This is a genomic window from Marinimicrobium sp. UBA4209 (assembly GCF_002381585.1).
In the GTDB taxonomy this organism is placed as follows: Bacteria; Pseudomonadota; Gammaproteobacteria; order Pseudomonadales; family Cellvibrionaceae; genus Marinimicrobium; species Marinimicrobium koreense.
The window spans coordinates 11,273-32,386 of record NZ_DFTP01000042.1 but is presented as its reverse complement, the minus strand read 5'-3'; the positions used below and the strand labels follow the sequence as shown (position 1 = coordinate 32,386).

Sequence of the window (21,114 nt, the reverse complement as noted above, 5' to 3'; positions counted from 1 at the left end):
TAATTCGCGCTGCAAATGACAGGGATTACAAGGAGTGGCTGAGTCATGCTACCTGCAAGTGTGCCTTACCTGAACGACCTGCTTGGTCGATATTACCGCTTTTATCACCCCAGCCAGGGGCCTCGCCCGACCTCGCGACCGATGTGGTTTGGCGACAACTTCTATGCGCATCAATTTCTGATCGGCCTGGATTGCGCCTCAGATTTCTGGCTGCAATTGTTGGTCAGCCTCGGTGACCCCACTCCGCCCGCCGACCCCTGCGATGCCCGCCGGCGCGTGGCGGACTGGATTGCCGAGGGACGGGTTCAGATCTACCCCAGCGCCAACCCGGCCATGCTCAACAGCCTGAGTGGCCTGACCCGCTTCCGCAATAACCAGGACAGCGCCTGGGCACTGATGCCGGCCGCAAACGCTACCAAGAGCGACCATCCCGCCCGGTCTTTTGTCAGCCTGAGCGACGCTAAAGCCTTTGTGCAGAGCCTCAATCCCAGCGCCCAACAACTCAAAGCCACCGGAAAATTGCTCCCGGCTGGCCAATGGCAAGCACAGGCCCCGCTTCAGTCCATTGCCCAGGCGCTGCACGAAGGTGAGCTGGTGGTAGTGGAGGAGCCAATACAGACCGGCGCCGGTAAACCCGGAGGCGACACCAATCTGGTAGAAGAGCTGCTGGAAGCCACGGCCGGAAACGCTCTCGCCACCCTGGGCCCCCACGCCGACGACCGTGGCGATGGCGCACAAAACGATGACCCCGTCGAAGAAATCCCCGTTTGCGAGCTGCAAAAGTTCATGCTGCGCTGCGCCCACTACGGCTCGCGCGGTTACATGCTCGACGTGCTCAACGGCGAGCCCAATATGAACGGCACGCAAAAAGTGCTGCAGGTCATTACCCAGGATGACCGCCCCGACAAAATCACCGTCGATTTCGCCGGCGCCTGCGGTCACGGCAAAAATGCATGCCCCTCAATCAATCTGAGCGGCCCGGACGGCGACAGTGTCATCAAACAAAGTGGCAAAGAAATCGCGGTGCTGCCGCCAAGCAACGACCAGCCGGTGGAAACCTTCAGCGACTTCCTGCGCCGTTATCTGTTACCGGGTGATATCGACTTCAACACCTACCGTTTCCACTCCTCCGGCTGCTCAGAAATCGAGCAGGTAGAGGGAATTGTACATGCGTTTCCAACAGTGAAGTGGGAGGGCGGCGTTAAGGCTGGATACTCTCAGAGTAGTACGTCTAAAAGCCTTGATAGTAATGAAGGCTCAACCGGAGACTGGGCACTCTCCGGGAAAGTGTCCGGTCAGGTGAATACTCACCATTGGGAGCTCGGATCGGACAAAAAGTTGACGGTGGACGACTGCTTCCCTGAGATCCGGTCAATGATGGACACCGTGACCGAAAGCATCGAAAAGTACACCCGCAGAGGGAAAAACCGGAATGAGTCCAATCGAAACAAGGTTGAACTGACTTGGCCGACCGTAGAGCTCAAAGGGGGTGTTGAGCTTAAAGAGGTTGAACAGCGAAACGATATCGCGGTATCGGGAAGTATATCGTTGTCCATGGCGCCTCTGCTTAAAGCTGATGTGTGTGTCGATATTCTCGATACCATAATCAGCCTGCAGGGGCCCCACTCCACGATTCTTAAGGAGATTCGAGAGCGCGCGCAACAAGGGATAGGAACAGAGCAGCTCAGCGCAGGCGCTGTAGTCGCACTGGACTTGCTTATTTCCGGTGAGCTTTCAGGCAGCTTATCCTGGGAAAAGAACGCAGGAAAACGCTGGTTGGCCAAAGACGGAGTAACGACGACCAATAAAAGTGCTCTGAGTCTGTTGGTTGGCGTAGAAGCCAGAATCGAGGCGAAAGCAAAAATATTCTATGTCGAGGTCAGGGCGGGCATGGTAATGTCCCTCAAGAGCGCGGGATCTGAATCTAAAGGTATTGGCGCTGTGTTCGAGCTTACGTCAACCGTAAAAGAAGGTGAGCCCGCGATTGGTGGAAGTGTGCTGTTTACGGGTGCGGCGCTCTACTACACCTACTATGCGGAGGTAGCCAAAGGAACGGTGGATTCGAAAAACGCTGAGAATGAGGATGACCAGAGAAGGAGAGGTCGTTACAAGAAAGCACAGAACGAAAATTTGAAAGAGAAAGAAATGAAAAGGCTCAGGGAAATATTGCCAGAGGCCAGATTTCCTAGAGAAAAAAAGGAGTATTCCCTTAATGAAGCTCCATTCTAAGCTGGTTCTGGTGTTATGTATTTTTTTATCTTCATCCTGTTCTGACGGTAAAGGTGATGGAATGAGTGTGCTTGAAAAAAAACCGCTATTTTACTTGTTAGTAGAGAGTAATAATGTCGAATCTTTCGTGAATATAAATGGTGTGAAGGTCCATCAGGTGAATAGCTTGATGGGCCAGTCGAAAGTTGAGCTTCCCGTTAACAATTATATTCACCCTGAAAAAAACACTTTTTCCCTTGGGCTTTTTGCGCCTGAAACGGGATCTGAGTATCCAGAGTCTGCGAGGCTCTCAGTGAGCTTGGTTGTTAAGCCGGATGAAGATTTGAGCGTCAGTCACAAGATAACAGATATTGTGTTTGATGGGAGCGAAACTGATCTCGTGGCCCTAAACGGCGGTCCTGGGAGTCGTCAGGTCGACCCAGAGAATGAGTTCATCGAAAATTCCCACGGAAATATTGTTATACATCCTTTGGATATAGAGCAGCCAGAAGAGGAAATGGCCGGCCCTACACTTACAAGGACGGTAGACATCCCTAACAGCTTGCCTTTGTGGAAGTTCTTTTTAAGTGATGATCTTCCTGATTACTTTGCAGTTTCAGACGAGACGTATTACCGGGACAGGGATGAGCTTTACGAAGAATATAAGAGGATTGAGGATGCCCTCATTGAGGGGGATATCGACGTTATAATGACAATGTTCGAGGAGAGGAACTCCGAAACTGACAGGGCTTTTTACTTACAGGATGGAACGACGGCGGAAGAGCTGAGAGCGAGCCTTAAAAAGTCGCTAAGTAACCCCGATTTGAAAATTGTTAGATCAGACAATGAGAAATTTGGATTGATCCACGAACCAAATGGAAAGCTGGTTGCGTTAGTTCGGTCAGATGATGGTCCAGCAATTGCCTTCAACTTCGTTGATGATCCCGGATCTGTGAGGTATGGTCTTGTGTTTCGACGCGAAAATGGTAATTGGATTATAGCCCGATAGAACCAATCACTTTCGGTATTTTCCGTATTCTTTCTGTTAATCTTGAGGTGTTTTGCGCCAACTTTAACTGCATCACACAAAAATGGATAAAGGACTGGCATAATGCCGCCCTTTGAAGTCTGACACGGAACACAAGGAGTGCACGTCATGCCCCTCGCTTTACTGCGCCAGCTTACCCTGGCTTCTCTGATGACTCTTGGTTTGACCGCCTGTGGCGGCAGTAGTGGGGGCGGCCCGGAGCCCGGTTCGTCCAGCAGCCAATCGTCTAATTCACCCTCGTCTTCCAGCGTGCCGCAGACAAGCTCAAGCTCGTCTGAGTCCTCTGTCAGTTCCAGTTCCAGCTCAACTTCCAGTTCAGTATCAAGCTCCAGTAGCTCGAGCCAACCCGCTGACCTTGAGCCCGCCCCTTTCTCGTTCGAGCCTCAATTTGATGTAGAGCCTGGTGCCACACTGACCAGCAATACCGTCACCGTCAGCGGTATTGATGCCGTTACCACGATTTCGGTTACCGGCGGTCAATACAGTATCGAGGGTGGCGCTTATACCGACGCCGACGGCGAGGTGGACCTGGATGACGAAGTCAGGGTTCAAGTGACGGCCTCCGGGAATTTCAGCACCGAAGCGTCTGCCATGCTGACGATTGGTGGGATTAGCGGCACCTTTACCGTTACCACCGAAGCCGAAGATACGACACCGAATGCCTTTGGCTTTGCCCCCCAGGAAGGTCTGGATCCCGAAACAGAGGTAACCAGTGAAGAGGTCGAGATCAGCGGGATTAACACCCCCGTGGCCGTCAATATCACCGGTGGTGAGTACCGGGTCAACGGTGGAGAGTTCACCACCGAAGCGGGAGAGCTTCAGCCGGGAGATGCTATCTCACTGCGTGCAGTAACGCTTAGCGGTCCTGACCAAACTCGGGAGGTGGCGATCACCATCGGAACCGAAACCGTCGAGTGGGCGTTGACCACCGCCCCGGATGAAGAGCCTCCGGTCGGTGAAATTGCGTTCCCGCCCCCCATGAGCGCCAGCGGCGCCGAAACCCTGACCATCCGAGGGCGAGCCTCCGATGAGCTCAGCGATGTTGCCGAAGTCACCCTGACCGTTCACCACGGGGACAGCACCGTTCCCTACACCCTGGAAACCGACGAGGAATCCGGCTTTGCTGAATGGCAGCAGAGCATCACCCTGGCTCCCGGCGAAAACCGGGTATCACTACAAGTCAAAGACGAAGCGGGCAATGAGCTGGAAGAGCCGGTGGAAGTGACGGTGGTTGGGCAGGAATATACGGCGCCGTTTCCGGATGATGAGCAGGGACAGTTTGACATTGGAGACATGGTTTATGACGAGGCTCGTAACCGTCTTCTTTTGTTGGGTAGTGATCAAGATGAAGGGGTAGCTGAGTACCGTGTTGCATTGGCAGTGGACTTGAGCACTGGAGCTCGCTCTGTTTTTGTCTCAAATGACGGCGAAAACGAGGCTCTAAACTTATGGGCCCTTGGTATTGGCGCCCTTGATACTGAGAATAGTCGGTTATTAGTCGCTCGTGACATTGTTGGTGATACTATTTACGAGGTTGATCTTGAAACAGGGTTGGCCGAAGAGATCCTACGGACAGATTCTGAAAGCAGTACGTCAGATTTCGATCAAGTTCGCGATATTGTTTTGTCTCCATTAGATACCAAGAATATTTATATACTTTCAGGGGGCGATTACAAGCGACTTTTGAGGGTCGATCTCGTCTCTGGAGAAAGTACAGTCATCTCAGATTATGAGGCTGGTGTCGGCGATGGGCCGGATTTCGGATCAGCTCGAGGACTCGTAATTACAGAAGATGAGAGCCAGGCTTACATTTATGGTGGACTTGATCTGTATAAGGTGGACCTGACGAATGGTAATCGAGAGGGGGTTCCTCTGGACTACCCGTCAGACCATGTTATCAAGGCTGTAAATGATTTTGTGCTTATGGACGAAGAGGAGAAACTATACATTTTCGAGACATCTCGCGGGATTATGAAAAGAGGCACTTCGGCCGATGAGTGGGTTGTCGTTCATCCCTACGATGAAAGCGATGAATTTGATGCTCGACTATCTGATGGTGCTCACTACATGGAAGAAGATAACTATCTCTTTGTCGCTCAGGATTATCATAAAGTGGTATTTGCGTACGATCTAAACACAAACGAGTTTGTCGTTATAACCCGCTATTCCGAATAATTTCCGTAAGCTATTAAAATGAAAAAGGTCCGAGCCGATCTCTCGGGCCTTACGTCTGATAAGGATTGTTACCATGACGCTTCCCTCGTCCCGCGCCAACACCCTGCTGTCCTTCTCCAAGCGCAAGCTCTATATGGCCATGCTGGCCTGTTCTCCTTTGGTACTGTCTCAGCCGGCCGCGGCTGGCCCGGAAGGGGGGCGCATTACCGGAGGCTCAGGCCAGATATCGGCGGCACAGAAGCAGATGCTGATTGAGCAGTACTCGGACCGCATTGCGATCGACTGGGACAGCTTTGATCTGGATGCCGACGAGGTGGTGAGCTTTCTGCAGCCAGGAGCGGATTCGGTGGCGCTTAACCGCATACTGAGTGAATCGGCCTCGGACATACGTGGGCGTATTAATGCCAACGGCCATGTGGTGCTGGTCAACCCCCGAGGAATAGTGTTCGGTGAGTCGGCTCAGGTCAATGTGGGTGGCCTGCTGGCCAGCGGTCTCGATATCGGCGTCGATGATTTTATGAACGGTGACTTTGCCTTTTCCGAGCTGGACGGGGCCGAAGGCGCGGTCATCAACCAGGGAACGCTGCAGGCATCACTAGGTGGTTCGATAGGGCTGCTGGGTAAAACCGTCACTAACGAAGGGCTGATTCGCGCTGAGCTGGGGTCGGTAACACTGGCCGCCGGCAAAGAGGCGGTGCTGACCTTCGACAGTGACGGCCTGATGGGTATACGGGTAACCGAGTCCATTCTTCAGGATGAGTTGGGTGTAGATCCCGCAGTAGTGAATGAGGGTTCCATTGAAGCCAAGGGTGGCCGAGTACTGCTGACTGCCTCTGCCAGCCGGGACGTATTCTCCCAGGCCGTCAATACCGGCTCGCTGTCGGACGCACGCAGTGTGGTTATGCACGATGATGGCAGCTTTACGCTGGGCGAAGGGGCGAACCTGGTCAATACGGGTGAGATTCGGGTTGGGCACTCCCAGCACGCCGGTAGTGCGGTCCTGTTGGGCGAGAATGTCACCCAGAGTGGCCTGGTCGAAGCCAATGCCGAGAATGGCGATGGCGGCCGTATTGAGCTCAACGCCCGGAGCACGACCTTACTGAAACGCGGTAGCGAAACCCAGGCAAAGTCCTCCACTGGGGGGCATGGCGGTGAGGTCATGGCGCTGGGCCGATATGTAGGCGCTGAGACCACTGCGTCGGTGGACGCTTCAGGAGCGGAAGGCGGTGGGCATATTTACCTCGGGGGCGACTATCGGGGCGAAAACCCCTGGCTGCCCAATGCAGAAAAAACGATTGTGCAAGCGGAAGCCGAGCTAAAGGCGAGCGCCACTGCTAGTGGCGACGGCGGCCTCATTATCGTATGGGCTGATGAGAGTACGCGGTTTGGTGGTTATATTGAAGCTGCCGGCGCATCGGATGGCCTGGGTGGCTTTGCAGAGGTGTCAGGTAAGAAGCAGCTGGCGTTCTCCGGAACGGCTGACTTATCGGGAGCGCGCGGGGCAGGGACGCTACTTTTAGATCCGGAAGTGATAGAGATAGTTGATAGCGGAAACGACTCTTTAGTGGAGGGTGGTGCGGGAAGTTATGGAATCAGTTTTGAGGATGGTGGGGAAGAGTTTCAGATTGACCCGAGGGTTGTAGAGGCGCTCTTGGAAAGCGGTTCGAACGTCACTCTTGAAGCGACTGAAAGTATCTTAGTTTCTAGCGCTCTAAACGCTGACGGGACGTCATCTGGTACATGGCTCAAGTTTCACTCTGGTGGAAATATCGGGTTAGCTAAGACCATATTTTTGGGGCAAGGTAGCTTTGAGGCAATCGCTGGGCATCCCACCTGCGGTGACGCGATATGTCAGGGCGAAGTGGGCAATAGAACTATTACTCTGTCCGCTGGAACATCGATAGACTCCTCGGAAGAGGTCCTTCTAAGCGCGACGGACACCATTAACTTAATGAGCGGTGGCGAAATTTCAGGTTCCTCCATCACTCTAAGATCCCGAAATAACATTAATGTCGGCGCGAACCTTATATCGGAAGCTGGAAATATCCAGGTTCACGCAGGCGACAGCTCCCTCGATGTTCAAGGTCTGAGCGGAGATCCTGTCGGTGACCTTACAATTACCGGAAACCTGAACTCCGGTGGATCCGATGTCCTGCTCAATGCCACAGGCAATATCGAGCTCAGAGCAGATGCGGTTACAGAAGGTGGAAGGTTCCAGGTGGGCGATGCTGTTGAGGAGGGTAGCCCCGACGCAAGGCCCCTGTCCTTTTCCAACTTCTTTTACGACGAGAATGGTGAGAACGGCCAGACAGAGGGTGTGATTAACACCGGGACTGAGGCCCTTTCTCCGATCGATGGGGATGACACGATTGGTCGGAAGTCGGGAGATATCTATATTTATGCAAGGGACGGTGTTGCACTTGGTGAGGTAAATCGCCGATACAATGTGGGTGTTTCTGACTCAGCTGGAGGCCCCAGCTACATCGGGACCATTCACGTGGATAACGGTGGAGACTTTACTCTGGGTGCTCAGCTTAATTTTAATCACACAGGAGAAAGCACCTGGGAAGGGGGAAACGGGGAAAGCTTAGGTCAAACTGAATTTTATGTAAATTCAGAGGGGAGTATCTACGTTGATGCCAACGAACTTGCTAGCCCTTTGTCGGACGGAAGTTCTTTGCAGAATGACACCGCCATGGGCGATTCTTGGGGTGATGCGCGCGATTCGCTAAATATCGATTGGACCGCCGGCGACACCATTTACCTGAATAAGTCGGTCTTTACCTCTGGTGGAAATGTTGACCTGAAAGCTAACAGTATCCAATTTTCGGATACTGTTCAGATCAATACTGATCGAGCTAATAGCCTCGAAGAGGATAGAACTGGAGTTCAGAACGGGAATGCGCGTCGGTCAAACGGAGGTAATGTAGACCTGACGGTTTCTCAGGCACTGTCACTGGGAACCATTGTGACTGACGGGGACTGCGCCGTTGGAACCTGTGTGGGAAATCTTACGATAAAGATGGATTTCGAAGAAACACAAGCCGGTAGTTTTTCTATAGAGCAGAATGCCGGTTCCCGCCTGGAAGTCGCCGGCGACTTTCTGTTTGGGTTCACTAATGAAAGTGCCGTAGTCAATCTTGACTTTTCAGAGTCGGGTAATCAACTCCATGGATTGGGGGCTGATCATTCCGTACAGGTCGTCACGCCTGGTGATGTTGATCTATTTCATGATGCGGATTTTCGGCTGAATGATGCCGATATTGGCGGAACCCTGTCCGTGGTAAGTCGTGGGTCAATTAATGTGGGTAGCGTTAGCGATCTGACGCTGGGCACTATCAGCACCCAGCAAGAGGGACAGAACGGCTCAAATATTACCATTGATTCCGCCGGATCCCTACTATTGGAGAGTGGGTCGGAGATTAATGCTTCTGCCGGATCCCGGACGAGTGGAGGTCCCGGGTATAATGGTGGTTTTATTCAGCTTAGCGCTGCAGGTGATGTCACGCTTGATGGCAGACTGATGACCCAAGGCGGATCCGGTTATGATGATAGCCGGTTCGGTGACGGGGAGAACGGTGGGGTCGGTGGTGAAGTTGAAATTACGTCGACTGGCGGCAACATAGCGCTCGCAGAGGTCGATGCGAGTGGCGGAGACGGGCACTCATACTCAGCAAGCTTCACTACTAGGTCAAACCCGGCCAACGGTGGTGATGCTGGTGACATTACGGTTACGCCAGCTAGCGAGATTATACTGACGGGTGATCTATTAGCGTCCGGTGGTGCTCTATCAGCCCATGACGAGAACGAAGTAAATGTTTCCCATGGTGCCGGAGGAAACATAGACCTGAATGGTAATGTTTCGATCGCCGCTCCGAGTCTTGTGATCCGCACAGACGCCGGTCCAATCGACGCTGACGGTCTGGCTGAAGATTCAGATATTCAAGCCGGTGACTTTACCATCACCGGGACGCTGGATGCTGAGAATCCGGGCTCACTCTTGACCTTGCATACCGGCACGACCACCTTCGACGGTGCCATTGGCGCGTCGGGTACGGCTAGTCTTACTGAATTGACCATCAACAGCTACGGTGATGTTCAGTTCGGTGGAGGCTCGGCCCCGGTCGCGGACCAGATTCAGGTCAACGCGGTCGGTTTTAATGAACAGTCGCTGGTACTCACCAACACGGACAATCGGTGGGTTCTGCGCGATGGCTCTGAAAGTGATAGTTCTATCACGTTCAACGAAGACCAAGACCCTCATTTTGCTTTCAACGGTTTTGCTTCGCTGACCGGTGGCAGTGGGGTGGATCACTTCACGGTATCGCACAGCGATGCGGTTTACACCATTAGCGGCGGTGGTGGTGACAATAATACTCTTTCGGCCTACACCGAAGACGCCCATAGTTGGAGTCTGTCGAGCGACGATGCCGGCAATCGCCTGACGTCGGCTTCAGAAGCATCCACGGATATCACTTTCTCTGGTATTCAGACTCTGGAAGGTTCTGGTGCTGACACATTGGCCGGCCGGGATCAGGACAATGCCTGGTCGGTGGTCAGTGCCGGCGGCGGTCGTGTTCAGCGGCACCTTGAATCGGGTGCCGCTCAGGATGTGGTGAACTTTTCCGGTATGGCGACCTTGGTGGGTCGAGGCCAGAAGGACATTTTCACCGTTGAGGTGGGCGGCTCCATCGCCGACATTCAGGGTGGTGAAGGTGACAATGAGCTCAGGGCGGTCAGCAATGTTGGCGACACAGTAAGTTGGACGCTGAATGGTGAGAACAGCGGTGGGCCGGTCATCCGGGAGTTTGGTGAGAGCGAGCCCAGAGATGCGTCGACGCTGGTAACGACCTTCTCTGATATTCAAAACCTGACCGGTAGCGACGGCAGCGATCAGTTTCTGGTTCAGGGAGACGCATCCTTGTCCGGTGTGCTGGACGGTGGAGCGGGTGCCAACAACCTCGACTTCTCGGCGTGGGAAGGTGTGGAAGGTGAAGCGCTGAACATCGGTTTCGGAACCACCGATTTTACCTGGAACCTCAAGGGTATTAACGAAGTCACCGGCAATGGCGGGGACTCGACGCTGGGCCTGGCTTATGGAAGCAACGTCTGGACGATCGATCAGGCGAACGGTGGCACTATCTCTCATGCTGCAGGCGAGGGCGAAAGCGGGTTGTTTGCTGGTGATCTCACGTTCACCAACTTTGGCAACCTGCAAGGTGGTTACGGGGATGACGAGTTTACGCTGACCAGTACAGGGTCGATCTCGGGCACCATAGATGGCGGGTCGGAGAGCGGAAATACATTGACCGTCGCTGGCGCGGGTAACGTCTGGCGTTGGGATCACGACGGCGAAACCCAGGCGGCCGTCTCCCAGGATGAGAACGTCCGGGTCGGTGCGTTCAGCGATTTTCAGACGCTCACAGGGTCAGGTTCGGATCAGTTTTACGGGCATGATCAAACCACCTATTGGACTTTGTCCACGGACAACCGTTGGTCGCTTTCCAGCTCAGAGGCCGAGGCTGATGGTTATCTGACTCTGAGCGGTATGAACAACGTCACTGGCGGTACCGGTGATGACCACTTTACCTTGCAGAATGGCGCGACCTACACCGGTGAAATTGACGGTGGTGCCCAGGCCGATGGCTCGACCAGTACCAACACGCTCGCCATCAACGGCAACCCCAGCCTTTGGCATTTGGATGGCCGCACTGAAGACGCAGTAGTCGAGCGTGGTAACGACGAACACGCGCGACTCGATGCCTTCCGCCGTATTCAGACCCTGGAGGGCTCGGGTGACGACCAGGTTCAGGGGCGCAATGCGGCCACCGACTGGGTGTATGACTCCGAGGCTCGGTGGACGCTCTTTGAGCCGGGCACAGACACCAACCCGCTGATTGCTTTTACTGGCATGAGTCAAGTCATCGGCGGCAGTGGCGACGATCGATTTACGTTGCAGACCGGTACCGCCTACGCCGGTGATATCGATGGCGGTGCACAGACGGACGGTTCGGCCAGCACCAACACCCTGACCATCGACGGCGACCCCAGCCTTTGGTATCTGGATGGCCGCACTGACGATGCCGTGGTTGAACTCGGGAACGAAGAAAGTCGACGCCTCAACGCCTTCAGCGGTATCCAGATGTTGCAAGGTTCGGGGGATGACCAAGTTCAGGGCCGCAACGACGCTACTGATTGGAGCTACGGTGCCGATGATCACTGGACGCTCTTTGAACCGGACACCAACACCAACCCACTGATTGCCTTTAGCGGTATGAGCAAGGTTGTCGGTGGCCGTGGTGATGATAAATTTACCTTGCAGAGCGGTGCGGTCTACGCCGGCCAGATCGATGGTGGCGAGCCGGCGGAAAGCACCAATACTCTGACAATCAAGGGTGACCCCAGCCTCTGGTATCTGGATGGCCGCACTGACGATGCGGTGGTTGAACTCGGGAACGAAGAAAATCTACGCCTCACTGCCTTCAGCGGCATCCAGGTGCTGAAGGGCTCGGGTGACGATCACCTTCAGGGGCGTAATAACGCTACCGACTGGATCTACGGCGCCGATTCTCAATGGACGCTCTATGACCCGAACACAAGCACGAATCCGTTGGTCACTTTTGACGGAGTGAGCAAAGTGATCGGTGGTACCGGCAATGACCGGTTCACCCTCTCGGCGGATGCGGTCTACACCGGCGCAATCGATGGCGGTGGGCAAGCGGCTGGTTCGGCCAGCATCAACAGCCTGACCATCAATGGCAATCCCAATATTTGGTATCTCGACGGTCGTACTGAGAGTGCGGTGGTCGAGCGTGATACGACAGCCAATTTACGACTCGAGAGTTTCAGTCGTATACAACGACTGGAAGGTACGGGCGAGGATCAGGTCCAGGGCCGCAATGAGGCCACCGATTGGGTCTATGGTGCTGACAGTCAGTGGAACCTCTATGAACCGGATACCACCAATAACGCCCTGATAACGCTGACTGGCATGAGCAAGGTTACCGGTGGTGCGGGTGCGGATCGGTTCATGCTGCTCGAGAGTGCCTTTTTCGCCGGTGAGATCGACGGCGGGTCTGATGCAGGCAACACTCTATCGGTCAATGGCGGGACCAATCACTGGTACCTGGACCACTCGGCGGCCGATAGGGCGGCCGTACAGGAAGGGGGTGATACCCGGGTCGAAGCCTTTCGTGGTATTCAAACACTGGAAGGAGCGGGAGCGGACACTTTTTACGGACGCGACCAGGGTACCGACTGGGAGCTTACCGCGGGTATGACCTTGGCGGATAACCAATGGAACCTGAACGAAGTCGAAGCGGAGGGTCTTAAGAATCTGACACTGTCGGGTATGGCTTCGCTGGTGGGCGGGTCAGCCGAGGACAGCTTCACACTTATGGCCGGAACTGCGTTTTACGGCACTCTGGATGGAGGCCTCACGGCGAGTAACACGCTCAGTCTGGCCAGTGATGATAATCTCTGGACCGTCACGCACTTTGGCGATAATGGCGCGACCGGTTCTGTGGTCGATCGAATCAATCAGTTCATATCATTCGGTACGCTGTCCGGTGGTGGTGGAGATGTACTTGCCGCACCTGACGTCACCAATGTGTGGACGTTGGAAGGCGCTGGTTCGGGCACTCTGGCCCCCGTTGGTGATCCCGATGATGCCATTCAGTTTGATGGTATGGCAGCCCTGGTCGGCGGCGTCAGTGCCGATACCTTTACTGCTTCAGGCGATACCCTCTTTGAGGGAGTGATTGATGGTGGTGCTGGCGCTAATGACACGCTGAATCTTGAAGGCCTGACGCAAGCCGTCACCGTGGGGATGCTGACACCGGACAACCAGGCGTCAGGTTGGGCGGCCCGGACTGACGACGATATCACCATCCGCAATATCGAAACCTTGACGGCGGCCGAGGCTGGCAATGACGTTGCCGGTGGTACCGGCAATCAGCTTCTGGGGCCCCTGTCGGGCTATTACCTGTGGACTCTGACCGGCGAAAATGCCGGCACTGTTCAGCCCACTTCGGGCGAGTCCCAGCCCAATAACAGCGCTGATCGCGTACTGGATTTTTCCGGCTTCGCTTATCTGGTGGGTGGAGAGGACAGCGACTTCCGCTTTGACGGCGGAGATGCCGTGGGCGGAATAACCGGTGGTAGCGGCGATACTTGGCTGGATTATTCACTGGCGATCGGAGACCTGTGCGTCAACCTGCTTGCGGGCAGTGAAGCCTGCGATGGTCCTCTGTTGGATAACATCGATGGGGTGATCGGTAACAGCAGCTCTGGCTTCAACAGTCAGTTGCGGGCCAATGGCAATGAGGATTACGTCTGGCGAATTCACAATAATGGACACAGCCGTGCTGATGGGATCAATGACGGGGCCTTCGAATACGACGGGGACGACGTCGAATTCATTGACTTCAATCAGCTGGTGGGTGGTGCCAGTGTGGATACCTTCCTGTTTGAAAGTGGAGGAAGACTGACCGGCTATGTTGATGGCCGGGCCGGCAGTGACATCGTTGATACCCGGCAATCTGGTGCCGCCGTGGCGTTTCGGCTCAGGGAGCAGGCTCCAGACGGCACCAGTGGTTCACCCTTATGGCTCAAGGGTATGGAAACCATTCGGGCCCACACTGATCGTGAGAATCTGTTGATCGGCCCGGACCTCCAAAGTGACTGGATAATTGATCGGGCCAATGGTGGTCGTCTGGTAGCCGAGGGTCAGACGGTCAGCTTCACGGGCATCCAGACCCTTTGGGGTGGCTCGAATCAAGATGAGTTCATCTTGGTACGAAATGGCGGGCAGACCGGCTCCGTAACCGGCGGCGTTAATGGTGGCGTAGGCACAGATACTCTGACCATTGGCAGCGCCGATGGCGAAGCAATCGACTGGACGGTGGACGGTTTTGCCGCAGGCAGTGCCGATCGGGCTGGTACCTTCACGGGTATCGAGGTTTTGGCCGGAGGTCAGGGGGATGATCGCGTTACCTTGACCGGCGCTCAGGCCTGGGTGCAAAGCATCGCCGCCGGCGCCGGTACCAACACGCTCACCTACGATGTCGAGCCTAACGACGTGAACGCTGCGACCTGGGCTTTTAGTGGGCCTAACAATGGTTCGGTTACCTTGGGTGAAGCGGAAGACGGCATCAACTTTACCGCCATCAGTGTGCTGACGGGTTCGGGCGCGGATACTCTGCAAGGCACCGGTAACCCCAGCGAGTGGATCATTTCCGGCGCGCATGAGGGCACCCTGGAAACGTCGGTGTCGGGTGACGAGCAACGGCTTGATTTTGCCGGCATGAGCACTCTCTCGGGTGGAAGCGGCAACAATACCCTGACCTCCAGCGGTGCCAACACCTGGGTGCTGACCGACACGGGGGCCGGCAGCCTCAATGAGGTTCTGAATTTCAGTGGTATGGATGAATTGGTCGGTGATGGCGAGAACAACTCCCTGCAGGGTCCGAACCGAGATAACTATTGGCTCCTGACCGGTTCGGATCAGGGTGTAGTTTCTGCTGCGAGCGGAGATGCAGCCAGCCCCGCCGTGGATGGAACCGCCACTGACTTTGTCGGCATGACGACATTGGTTGGTGGACAAGAGGGCGACCAGTTTGTGGCGTCAGCCACGGGAGCTCTGTTCTCCGGTCTGCTCAACGGAGGTGAGCCCGTCGGTCAAGTGGATGATCGAGACAGTGTCGACCTGAGCCAACGTTCGTCAAACGAGCGGATCACCGTGGGAATGGGGGATGCCCTGGATGTCGATGTGAGCATCGTCAATATCGAAACCCTCACAGCCAACCCTGATGCCAATAGCGGGAATCAGGGACACATTCTGAAAGGTCCTCAAGAGGGTACCTATCAGTGGGTTATTACCGACATTAACACCGGTAAGGTGTTCCCCGAAAACAACGAGCGGACCGACACCATCCTGGCCTTTCATGACTTTGCTTTTCTGGAAGGCAGCGAGAACAATGTGTTTGCCTTCGAAGGCGGAGACCTGACCGGCGGAGTCACCGGTGGCAGTGGCTCCAACTTCCTGGATTACTCCAGTAGCGACGGGGATATCTGCATCGCCCTTTTGGACGGTGTGTCCGGGTGCGATAGCATGGCTATGGAGGGGATCAACGGCATTATCGGCAATCACACCGATAACGGGTCACCCAACAGTACGTTACGCGTGGTGGGTGACGGCGATTACACCTGGAGTGTTCAGAAACTTGACGAGCTGGCCTCCAGCGATGGCATCAATGACGGCATCTTTGATGTCGGCGGCGACAATGAAATCCGTTTTATCGACTTCAATCATCTGGTGGGCAGTGACGGCAATAACCGGTTCGAGTTTGTCGGCTCCGGCGAGATCACCGGTTCAGTGGACGGCGGCGCCACTCGCGGGACTGGCCGCAATGTGATCGATACCACTGGCTCTGATTATGGTTTTGCCTTCTGGCAGTCAACGCCGTCGGGGTCAGGCGAGACGGACACCGCTTTGAGGGTACAGAACATTCAAACGCTGAGCGCACGCAACGACCGGCATAATGTGCTTCACGGTGTTGACAGCGAGGCTACCTGGACGGTCACCGGCACGGACTCGGGCTACCTGGGTAACGATTCGCTTCGCTTCGAGGGGGTTCAACATCTGAAGGGCGGTTCTGCAAGGGATACCTTTGTGGTGAACACCGGGGGACTAATCACCGGCGCCATCGACGGTGGCGGAAACGATGACACCCTTGAGGTAGCGAGTGAAGGTGACGACTCGGTTTACTGGCGGGTCAGCGGGAAAGATCAGGGCTCGGTTGAGGATCGTGTTGCGTCCTTTACGGGCCTGTCCGACCTTCTTGGCGGTGAAGGCGATGATCGCTTTACCCTGACATCGGCGGCACAGGTCTCCGGCATCGACGGTGGTAACGGCGACAATGGATTGGCGTATCAACTTTCCGATAGCGAAACTGCCGAGCAGGCGGCCCAGTGGCGGCTGACCGGTCAGTATGACGGCGAGATTGAAACGGCGAATGGCAGGATCAGTGGCTTTGAAAACATTCACTCACTGGCTGGTTCCGGTCACGATACTCTGACCGGCGACAATGTGGCGACGCGTTGGCTGATCAGTCATTCGGATGGCGGTTCGGTGGGGGCGGAATCCACGGTAAGCCAACACTATATGGCCTTTGAAGGCATGGCCACGCTTGTGGGCAATACCCAAGCGGATCACTTCTCGATTCTCGACAGCGGCAACGACTTCAGCGGTGTGTTGAAAGGCGGTGCCAGTGGCAATAATCGTCTCAGCGCAAATCAACACAATAACGCCTGGGCTCTGAGCGGTGCTGGCCGTGGAACGCTCAATGAATCAATTGTATTCGAGGCAATCCAGACGCTGGTCGGCGGTGGTGAGGGCAACACCTTGAGAGGGCCCAACCGGGATAACCGTTGGTTATTGACGGAGGCAAGGCGCGGCACGGTATCCGAACAGGGCATCAGTGGCACCAGTACCGAGTTTGTCGGGATGGAAACCCTGGAGGGCGGCGCTCGCAATGATCTGTTCGTAGCGGGCGGCGCACTGACGGTCGGCCAGTTGGCCAGCTTTGAACAGCTAAGCGGCGGAGCTCAATCTGAGGGAGGCGTCGATGCGTTGGATCTTACCGCCCTGTCTGACAATGGGCCCGTCTCGGTCGGACTCGGTGGCCTCAACGACGTCGACATTCAGGTCGCCGGAATCGAACAGGTTGATGCCCAGGGCGCTGGCAATCGCCTGTACGGTGCCTCCGATGCGGCCTACTCCTGGGTGGTTAATGCGCTCAATGCCGGGCAGGTCTCCCCAACCGCATCCGGCGCGAGTGACGCGGGTGTCACATTCACGGGTTTCACTGAGCTGACCGGCGGCACCCATAGCGATACCTTTGCATTGCTGGGCACCGGCAATGTGGACGGTACTATTGAAGGCGGCGATGGCGATGGTATCGATCTGGTGGACTATTCCAATCAGGCCGGCGATGTCGTGGTCACCGTGGGCGATATCGATTCGGATATTCTCGGCATTGAGGGCGTGGTCGGAAAAAGTGGCGCCGTTGCCAGCGACACCACCAGTACCTTGAAAGTTGCAGGCGGAGTGACGGATTCAGTGGCCTGGACCATCCAGCGATTGGCCGATCTGCCTAACAGCGATGGCGTAAACGACGGAGAGGTGGCCATCGACAATCACCAGCCGTTCTATTTTATTGACTTCAATGTGCTGGAAGGTGGTGACGGGCAGGATGCGTTTGTTCTGCAGAACGAAGGCCAGCTGGTCGGTCAGATCAATGGGCGGGGCGATTTCAATACGGTATCCACTCAGGAAGCGGAGCTGGCGCACCGGTTTACGGTGGGCGATCGCGAGAACAACGAAACCCGGTTGGTCAATATCGACTCGTTGACCGCCAGCCTGGATCGCGACCATCAACTGGTCGGTACCGGCGAGGGAAACACCTGGCGTTTACAGGAGCGCGGTGCGGGTGAACTCGAAGGACAATTGAGCTTTCGGGGTATCGATCATCTGGTGGGTGGAAACGGTACTGACAATTTCATTTTTTCGGGCGATGGTCTGGTCAGTCGCATCGAGGGGCGCGGCGCTCTGGCAGACAATATCCTCAATATCGAGAACACCGCCGAGCCGCTGCTGATCTCCCTGGACCTCAACAACCAGGGCGCTGATGTTCGTGTCAGCGGCGTTGGTAGCCTGGTTGGCAACCGCGACATCAATCACCGGCTTCAGGGCGAAGACCGATCCAACACCTGGGTGATCGATGGTCAGGACAGCGGTTCGCTCAATGGTGATATCCGTTTCGCCGGCTTTGTCGACCTGCTCGGCAATAGCAAGACGGATCGTTTCGAACTGCATGGTATCGGAGCCGTGAGCGGCGCAATTGACGGCGCGGGTGGTGAAGACACCCTCGATCTGTTTGAGCTGGCCGACGATCGAAAACTCAAGTTGGCGGTGGAATCTCCGTCCTCAGAGGACGCACCGACGGCTGATCTGCAGGTGTTCAATATCGATACCCTGGCGGCACCTACGGCCGCCGGTCATACCCTGATCGGGCGCGCGGACGAAAACCTCTGGGTGCTGGACGGCGAGAATCGGGGCACACTCGGTGACCTCAATTTCACGGGAGTGGCCAATCTGATCGGCGGTAATGGCACCGATGTCGTCGAGTTTCTGTCGGGCGGGTCGTTGCAGGGCTATATCGATGGTCGCGACGGCGACAACACCGTGGACATGTCCGAGGTCAACCGGCTCGTGGCTGTGACAGTGGGGGAAGCCCGCGGAGACCTGCGCAACATCACCCATTTCATCGGGAACAATACCAAAACCACCTTGACTTCTCTGCACGCCGACAACAGCTGGCGGCTTGATCGGGGCGAAAACGCCGGTACGCTCAACACCCGCCTGAGTTTCGAGGGCGTTACCGACCTGATTGGAGGCGAGGGCGTTGATACGTTCCGTCTCGACGGCGGTGGCGTGACCGGCCTGATTGACGGTGCTTCCGGCAATGACCAGTTTCTGATGAACCTGCCCACCGGTGTCGAAGGCAATCAGCGTCTGAGCGGCGGCGCAGGCGATGATGAGTTGCGGGTGTCCGGCGGTGATGCGAATTATCAGGTGACCTACAGCACGCGCACTGGTGGTGAGGAACAGCTTCGCTACACTGCCGGCAATGGCAAGGTCTTCGGTGTCGAGTTTTCGCAGCTGGCGCAGGTGCAGGACAATGTGCTGGCCGATGTGTTGACTATCAACACCCGCCTGAATCCGGATCGGGTCGTAATAGAAGACAATCGCGTCCAGGTCAGTGATCTGGCGCAGCTCAATTACACCAACAAAACCAACCTCACTCTCGCCGCCAATACCGACGATGTGGTGGATCTGGTCGGTGCCCTGTCCGTGCCCGGGCGCCTGGAAATTCGCAACGCCCGGGTAACCCAGAGTGCGGACGAGGCCTTGTCCGCACGCGAGCTGCGTCTGGTCTCGGTCAGCGAGTTTGGCTCCGTCGAGAGCCCAATCGAGACCGGGATTGAAACCCTGATGGCGGATGTCGGCACCGGTGGCCTGGCGCTGCGTAATAGCGAAGCCCTGGTATTGAAAGAACTGCGCAGCCTGGGGCGTGCGCAGGTGACGGCTCGAGGCAATCTTACCAGCGACGCGGATCTTTCCGTCGCGGGTGTCACTCACTTTGCGTCCGAGCAGGCGGGTATCTATCTGGATGGCGGCAACCGTTTCAGCAATACCGTTCATCTTGATGCCGCCCAGGACATTGAGCTGCATCATCAACGCGAGTTGTTGTTGGGCGACGTGCAGGCACAGACTTTCGGGCTCAATAATCGCGGTGATGTTGCTCAGAGTAATGGTGCCTGGACGGTCGACCTTCTGGATCTGTCCGTTGATGGAAACCTGCAGGCCATGAACGAGAACAACCGCATTCAGGGCCTGCGTGCGGACCAGGTGGGGGATCTGACGCTGGACAGTCGTGAGGTATTGCGTCTGGATAGCATCGACAGCGACGGTCAGGTGCGGATTGGTAGTCGGGGCCTGTCGGTTGAAAACCGGCTCAGCGCCGAAAGCCTGAATCTCGATGCACAAAACGGTAGCCTGACTATCAATCATTCAATTACCGCAAACGATATTCAGCTTGCCGGTGAGCGGGTCGCGCAGGACGCCGAGGTGATCAGTGGTGGCGCCCTGAGCATTAACGCCAAGGACGCTATTGAACAGAATGCTCGATTGGCTGCGGTGGCGGATATTCAGTTGGACGCCGGCGGTGAGTTGACCATGAGCCGCTCGGCGCGCACCGAAACCCGATCCGGCAACATTGAGTACGCCGCTGGCGACAATCTGACCATCAGTTACCTCGACAACCCTGAGGGCACCATTGCGCTGCGCAGTGGCCGGCGCATTGAATCCGCACTGGAAGCGCAGACGACCGGCGTGATTGCTCAGCGAATCGAACTGGCGGCCATCGAGGGCATTGGTGCCGGACAGACCATCGCGCTTGATACCCGTGAACTGCACGCCACCAATAACCGGGGCCGGATCGATCTGGGCAATACCGGGGACGTGCGGATCGATCGCCTGGCCAACAATGACGATATTGTGTTTTTCAACGAAGGGACGGTGACCCTGGATAACCGGGAGGGGCCGGTATTTGATCGTTCCGCCGAGGGTGCCATTGAGGCCGGCGGCGTGGTGAATGCCAACTACTATGTCGGTACCGTTCGTTTTACGGTCGCGGAGGGCAGCCTGCTGGGACTGGGCGGCATCAATGTGAACAAGCCGGACCTGGTCGGCCGGCGAGGCCTTTTTGTCGTGAGTGGCGATATCGGGTCGGTGGCCCGGCCGCTGGTCATGTACTTCAAGGACTCGCTGGTTCTGCAGGGTATTCGGAGCTGGCAGCCTGTCTGGGGTTTTGGCCAGATACCGGAAACATTCGAAAACAACTCGGCCATTCAGTTCAGCAATCAGGAGCTGACCAGTGCCGGTGAACAGATGGTAGAAGTGGAAAGCCTGGAAGACATTGACCCCGCCATTTTCACCGCAGTACGCAACTACAGTTTCGACGAAGTCTCGATTCTTATGCCACCGGATCAGCGCTACGGCAATGAGGAGGAAGACGAGGAACGGTATTCCGCGTACTGAGTGTGTTCAATCATAACGA

Annotated in this window: 4 protein-coding genes; all 4 read left to right on the top strand. The window is 55.9% G+C overall.

Annotated features, from left to right (window positions below):
• Positions 1-45 precede the first annotated feature (45 nt).
• The 4 genes from B3187_RS05675 (at position 46) to B3187_RS05660 (ending at position 21,095) form a co-directional block, all read left to right on the top strand.
• Positions 46-2,229: a hypothetical protein gene (locus tag B3187_RS05675; protein ID WP_286805042.1), complete on the top strand. Its 2,184-nt coding sequence runs from the start codon at positions 46-48 to the stop codon at positions 2,227-2,229.
• Positions 2,230-2,290: 61 nt separating this feature from the next.
• Positions 2,291-3,217 carry a hypothetical protein gene (locus tag B3187_RS05670; RefSeq protein WP_286805041.1) on the top strand — a complete coding sequence of 309 codons (927 nt, stop codon included), beginning with the start codon at positions 2,291-2,293 and terminating at the stop codon, positions 3,215-3,217.
• 147 nt (positions 3,218-3,364) lie between these two features.
• A complete protein-coding gene (locus B3187_RS05665) occupies positions 3,365-5,431 on the top strand; it encodes a hypothetical protein (protein ID WP_286805040.1) in 2,067 nt (688 codons plus the stop codon).
• Between the two features lie 73 nt (positions 5,432-5,504).
• Positions 5,505-21,095, top strand: coding sequence for a filamentous hemagglutinin N-terminal domain-containing protein (locus tag B3187_RS05660; protein ID WP_286805038.1), 15,591 nt, complete (start codon positions 5,505-5,507; stop codon positions 21,093-21,095).
• Positions 21,096-21,114: the final 19 nt, after the last annotated feature.

Excerpts from the sequence above, each read along its gene's own strand:
- B3187_RS05665 (WP_286805040.1), top strand. The coding sequence starts at position 3,365 with ATGCCCCTCGCTTTACTGCGCCAGCTTACCCTGGCTTCTCTGATGACT.
- B3187_RS05675 (WP_286805042.1), top strand. The coding sequence starts at position 46 with ATGCTACCTGCAAGTGTGCCTTACCTGAACGACCTGCTTGGTCGATAT.
- B3187_RS05670 (WP_286805041.1), top strand. The coding sequence starts at position 2,291 with ATGAGTGTGCTTGAAAAAAAACCGCTATTTTACTTGTTAGTAGAGAGT.
- B3187_RS05660 (WP_286805038.1), top strand. The coding sequence starts at position 5,505 with ATGACGCTTCCCTCGTCCCGCGCCAACACCCTGCTGTCCTTCTCCAAG.